Below are 6029 nucleotides of genomic sequence, written 5' to 3' on the forward strand. Positions count from 1 at the left end.
TTTGCCATCGGCTTTCCGAACATGGCAGGAGGATATGAAGTGCGCAACAGATACTTCAAGGGATGTGTCGCCCCGAAAGACATCACCCATATCCGACAGCAGGACGGACAACGATGTATGTGCTACCTGTTCGAGGGGTTCATGGATTACCTTTCATTCCTTACCATCCGAGTGGGGAACAATCCGCAATACCCACGATTGGACACGCAGGACTATGTCATACTGAACTCCGTTTCCAATCTTGCGAAAGCGGAAAGCTTATTGGAAACCTACACCCAAATCGGCTGTTTCCTTGACAACGACACGGCTGGACGGAGCACCTGCAAGAAGCTGAAAGAGAAGTTCGGGGAACGGATGCTTGACAAGTCAATGTACTATCGTGATTATAAGGACTTGAACGACTACCTGTGCGGTAAGCCCTTGTCCCAATCGGCAGAGCCGATAAAGGAGAAGAAGCAAGTCCAATCCGCAAGGCGGATGATGCAGCCACCGAAAAAGAAAGGGGGATTTCATCTGTAATATGCACGTCCGCTCTCCCAAGGTATTTAGACAGAAATACCATAGCTCAATAGGGCGTTTTCTTCACGCATTACTCCGTAACGCTAAAAACACCCTATCGAGCCAAAGGGAAATCCCTTTGGAAACCCTGTGCAAGCGAGAGCAGAAGCCAAACTCGTTTGGATTATGCCGAGTGCAGTAAGGGTTCATTTGCATAATAAACCCTGTGAGCCGATGCCACAGGCAGAGAGAAAAAACATAACGATAACCGCAAAAAACAGTAATGATATGGGATATTTTTCATTAGACATTAAGAAGGCAAAGGGTACATCGGACACCACGCAGTCCGACCATATAGAGAGAAAGATAATACCTAAAAACGCAGACCCGACAAGAACACATCTGAACAGGGTGCTTGTCAAGTACCCCGATGGCGTTCACGGCAGGGATGAAGCGATTACTCACAGGCTGAACACAGCAGGCATCAGACGGAAAATCACACACGACCAAGTCCGTGTTGTTCGGGTAGTCCTGTCGGGTACGCACGAGGACATGATGAACATACAGGAAAAAGGAGAACTCGATGAATGGTGCAACGACAGCATCCAATGGCTGCAAGCCACATTCGGCAAAGACAATGTGGTTGCCGCACATCTGCACATGGACGAGAAGACTCCGCACATCCACGCAGCCGTTGTTCCTATCGTGACGGGTGAAAGGCGCAAAGCCAAGAAAGAACAGACGGACGGTAAGCGCAAGTACTGCAAGAAAACAAATTCCGTCCGTTTGTGTGCCGATGACCTGTTCAACCGCCAGACCTTGATTGCCTACCACGACAATTACGCAAGGGTGATGGCGAAATACGGATTGCAACGTGGGGTACGGGGCTCGGAAGCACGGCACACTACCACCATGCAATATTATCGGGACTTGAAAAAGAAAAATGAAACCCTTGAAACCGAAACCAGACTGCTGCAGGAGAAGAAGACCGAAGCGCAGGAGGAACTGAAACAGGTAAAAGCGGAAATCCGTACCGACAAGCTTAAATGCGCAGCCACCGATACTGCAACCGCCCTTGCGAGCAGTGTGGGTTCTCTTTTCGGAAGTGGAAAGATGAAATCGTTGGAACGCAGGAACGAGGACTTGCAAGACCGCATCCTTGAACTTGAAGACGAAGCCCGACAACGGGAACGGCAACAAGCCGAACAGATACAGGAAATAAGAAATGCTTACGAGCAACAGCACCGCAAGCTGTCGGAGTTTACGGATTTTGTCAGACGCTACTTTCCGTATGTGGAGAAGCTGATGCCCGTGGTAAACTTCCTACGTGAACGTTTGGGCTTCAATGACGGAATAATCAGAAGACTGTGCGAGTTCAAGGAGGTCGGAATAAAAGGTGAACTCTATTCTTCCGAGTTTAACCGAAGTTTTGATACCCGACATTCCGTCTGCTCCATCAAACAGGATGAAAGCGGTAAATTCGATTTCAAGATAGACGGGGTTTCACACGTGAGCTGGTTCAGAAAAAAGATGAATGAGTTTAGAGAAGTTATTGGAATACCAAAACCGAAACAGAATAGAAGTATGAAACTGTAAATCAAAAAAATCCGTGATGATTTAAAGTATATCACGGATTTTTCATACTTTTGTATTTGGATTGAGCAAACTCTATCCATAACATATTGAAAAATAAGAGGCGTTATGTCTTCTTCTTGCATGTACGAAGCCTGAGAACCTTCAAACAAAGGAAACAAGAGATGATATAATGGTCTCCACGCATATGCGTGGGGCTGTTATTCCCACATCTGTTTCCAAAGGTTTTCTCAGGGCCTGTACATAAAGAAGTGTGGCATACAGTTCCACGCTTCCTCTTTTTATTAAGACCTTAAAGAATTATGGCAGAAAACTTTGTGAAGCAAATAGACAGAAACTATAATACTGAAACTAATGTGTATAATAGCATATTTGAGCAGTATGAGCGTGTGGTAATACAGAGCCTTATTACATCATTTGGGCTTGATTTTTTTGTATGTGACCAATATGGGGGTGATGTTGATACAATTCATAACGTGCGACAAGTTGCTAAGGACGAACAAATGAAATATAAGAATAAAAAGAATAAAGAAGCTTATAATAATCGTGGAAAGTACGATGAGATGAAGCTTGATTATCATGATACTAATCCCATTTTTACAACAAAAAAGAGTAAGGCTCGTCAAGAATATAATGAGCATGGGACTTTAATAAAAGACGTTTATACGGATAAAGATTTAAGGTATACAAAAGCATCCGCTGTTTCTAAGGATTTACGAGTTGAATTAGACCATGTGGTTGAATGCAAAGGTATTCATGAAGATAGAGGACGTGTTCTTTCTGGATTAAGCGGTATTGACCTTGCAAATTCTGATGAAAATTTGGCTTGGACAAATAAAAGTCTTAATGCTTCAATGGGAAGTTGGGCAAAGCAAAAGAATGAAAAGTGGAAAAAGGAGCATGGTTGTGATGCTCCTTTATCAGAAGTTGATATGGAGGCGTATATTCGTGAAGGAGGTTTTGATAATTATCTTGAAAAGCATCCAGAAGTAAATATTGATAATCCGGAAGCTACAAAAGAAAGAATGTTAGAACAATATCGAAAGTCTCGTAAAGCCTATAATGAAAAAATAAACCGAGCTTACTATACAAGTCCTGCCTTTTTCAAGGACACAGCAAAAGCCGCGGGTAAAGTAGGTGTAGCAATGGGATTGCGTCAAGCACTTGGTTTAGTTTTTAGTGAAATATGGTTTGCCGTTCGAGATGAAATAAAGCAAGGAAAAGAGGATGGTAAAGCATTGTTCAACAGTATAGCAGTTGGAGTAAAAAAAGGTTTGGAAAATGCCAAACTCAAATACAAAGAAGTATGGCATAAATTCATAGAAGGTGCAGTAGGAGGTGTATTGGCTTCTTTGACTACAACGCTCTGTAACATATTCTTTACTACAGCTAAGAATGTGGTGAGGATTATCCGTCAATCGTGGGCCTCCTTGGTTGAAGCGACAAAAATACTATTATTTAACCCCAACTTTCTTCCTTTTGGAGAGAGGTTTCGAGCGGCTGCAAAAATTATAGCCACCGGAGCCAGCGTCGTTGCAGGAACAATGGTTGGCGATTTGATTGCCCAAACAGGCGTTGCAGCAATTCCTGTTGTTGGAGATATTGTACAAACATTCTGTGGCACACTCGTTACGGGCATATTGAGTTGCTCGTTATTATATCTTTTAGACAGAAATTCCACCGTTAATAAAATTATACAAGTGCTTAATTCAATTCCGACTGTTGATGATATCGTAGTATATTATCGAACACAAGCACGGTTGTTGGAAGAATATTGCGCCAAACTGATGAATATAGACTTGGCTGCATTCCAAAAGGAAGCACAGTCTTATAGTGAGGCTATATCTATTTTAGAGGATGCGGCCAATGAGCAAGAACTGAATTTCGCCTTGCGAACTGTATGTAAACGATTAGAGATTAGTTCACCGATTGGCAACCATAAAGACATGGATTCTTTTATGGAAGACCCTAATAGCAAATTAAAATTCTGCTGATGTTTAAATGTGATAAGTGCGGAGAATGTTGCAGGCATCTCAAAGGTATATCAATTTATGCTGAGTTAGATAGAGGCGATGGCATTTGCAAATACTTAAAAGGAAATCTGTGCAGTATTTATGAAGATAGGCCTTTGTTTTGTCGGATAGACGATTGCTACGAACAATTTTTCAAAGAGAAATATACCCGTGATGAGTTTTATAAACTCAACTATGAAATATGTAACAAACTAAAAAATAAAGAGCTATGTTTTTAAATTCACTGAATCCTACAGAAAAGGATAATTTCATGAAACTTGCCGTTGCGGTAATAAAGGCAGATGGCGTTGTTGAAGAATCTGAAAAGCAGATTTTGTCTGCTTATGCTAATGAAATGCTGATTCCTGTTTGCAACTTAGATGAACAATGTGATGCTGATAGTATCATTAAGGAATTTGCTATGACTTCGACACCTCAAACAAAACGAATTATCTTTTTTGAGTTACTGGCATTGGCGTTTGCTGATGGAAATTATGCCACTGAAGAAAAGGCATTAGTACAACAGCTGGCAGATGCTTTTGAATTTGATAGGGCTTTTATAGAGCAAGCTATCAATTTGGAAGATGCTTATGTAGCTGCTTATATATCATTAGTCAATTTAGTAGAGAAAGGAGAATAACTATGCCATTACCACTGATTTTAGGAATAGCTGCCGCTGTTGCAGGAACAACAGGTGTCGGCTTAGGAATTCATGGCGGTGTCAAGATGAAACAAGCCAATGATAAGTTAAAAGAGGCTCAAAAACGGAATAATTCAAACAATGCTCGTCTTGAAAGGATGAATCAAAGTGCTTGTAGGACTATGGACGTTTTGGGGGAGAATGAAATGAAAGTCCTTTCCGAATTTCAACAATTCTCCGATTTGTTTGAGCGGATTAAGAATCGTCCTGAGTTTGCAGACGTAAAAATTGGAAATGTATCAATACCAAAATTTGAAGGTGAAGAAATCAAGAAAGCATCTGTCGGAGCAAGTGTTCTTGTTGGAGGTTTAAGTGGAGCTGCTTTAGGTACAGCTGGAGGATTTGCTGCATCAGGTGCAACAACGGCTGCTGTCATGGCTCTTGGTACGGCTTCAACAGGAACTGCAATTTCTGCTTTAAGTGGAGCTGCTGCAACTAATGCAACTCTTGCTGCTCTTGGTGGCGGTTCACTTGCTGCAGGAGGTGGTGGGATAGCTTTAGGTACTACGATTTTAGGTGCTGCAACATTAGGTGTAGGTTTATTAGTTGGAGGTGTCATATTTAGCTGTACAGGTTCTAAACTTTCAAGTAAAGCGGATGAAGCATGGGAACAAATGATTTCTAATGAACGAAAAATCAATGATATATGCAACTATCTTTATGATTTGCAAAGAACTGCTGAAAGATACAATGCTACATTATTGCGTATGCGCTCATTGTATTTGAAACAACTTACTAAGATGCGGAATATTATTGAGTCGTATAGTGAAAAACGTGTAAATTGGCATAATCTATCAATGGAAGAACAGCTTATTATAGAGAATATGGTTCTGATTGTAGGGGTGTTGTACAATATGTGTAAAGTGAAATTAGTACGAAAATCCAACAGTTCAGACCAAAATATCATCAATAAAACAGAAATAAGCAAAGCTGAAAAAGACGCAAATGATGTAATGGAACAAATGAGTGCAGCTTGATTAAATAGCAAAAGAGAACCATAAAGAAAAATAGGTATGGTTCTCTTTTGCAAAAAGGGTATTAGCTTTTTCTTATTTTGTGTTATAGCTTCTAATATTTTTCATATATTTGTACCCAAACGAGTTACTTGAATAGCAAATCAAGGCAGAACGCAGTATATGGCACAGTTGCCAAGTCATTACCTCAAAATCGGGTAATTCTCCCAAAGTCCTTTGTATAAGTCACTAACGAAAGTTTTCCAGAATTAC

At 40.9% G+C, this 6029-nt stretch carries 5 protein-coding genes; all 5 read left to right on the forward strand.

Features of this window, described 5'->3' with window-relative positions; translation table 11 throughout:
* A partial coding sequence (locus D7V92_RS21495) for a toprim domain-containing protein (protein WP_147441538.1) occupies positions 1-519 on the forward strand: 519 nt, incomplete at its 5' end.
* A 267-nt stretch (positions 520-786) separates the two neighbouring features.
* Positions 787-2094: a MobV family relaxase gene (mobV, locus tag D7V92_RS21500; protein WP_121773761.1), complete on the forward strand. Its 1308-nt coding sequence runs from the start codon at positions 787-789 to the stop codon at positions 2092-2094.
* A 299-nt stretch (positions 2095-2393) separates the two neighbouring features.
* Positions 2394-4085 carry a hypothetical protein gene (locus D7V92_RS21505; protein WP_121773757.1) on the forward strand — a complete coding sequence of 564 codons (1692 nt, stop codon included), beginning with the start codon at positions 2394-2396 and terminating at the stop codon, positions 4083-4085.
* Positions 4086-4332: 247 nt separating this feature from the next.
* A complete protein-coding gene (locus D7V92_RS21515) occupies positions 4333-4743 on the forward strand; it encodes a TerB family tellurite resistance protein (RefSeq protein WP_121773759.1) in 411 nt (136 codons plus the stop codon).
* 2 nt (positions 4744-4745) lie between these two features.
* Entirely contained in the window at positions 4746-5780 is a 1035-nt protein-coding gene (locus D7V92_RS21520; RefSeq protein ID WP_121773760.1) for a hypothetical protein, read from the forward strand.
* Positions 5781-6029 lie beyond the last annotated feature (249 nt).

It is taken from the genome of Parabacteroides sp. CH2-D42-20, assembly GCF_003670185.1.
Classification (GTDB): Bacteria; Bacteroidota; Bacteroidia; order Bacteroidales; family Tannerellaceae; genus Parabacteroides; species Parabacteroides distasonis.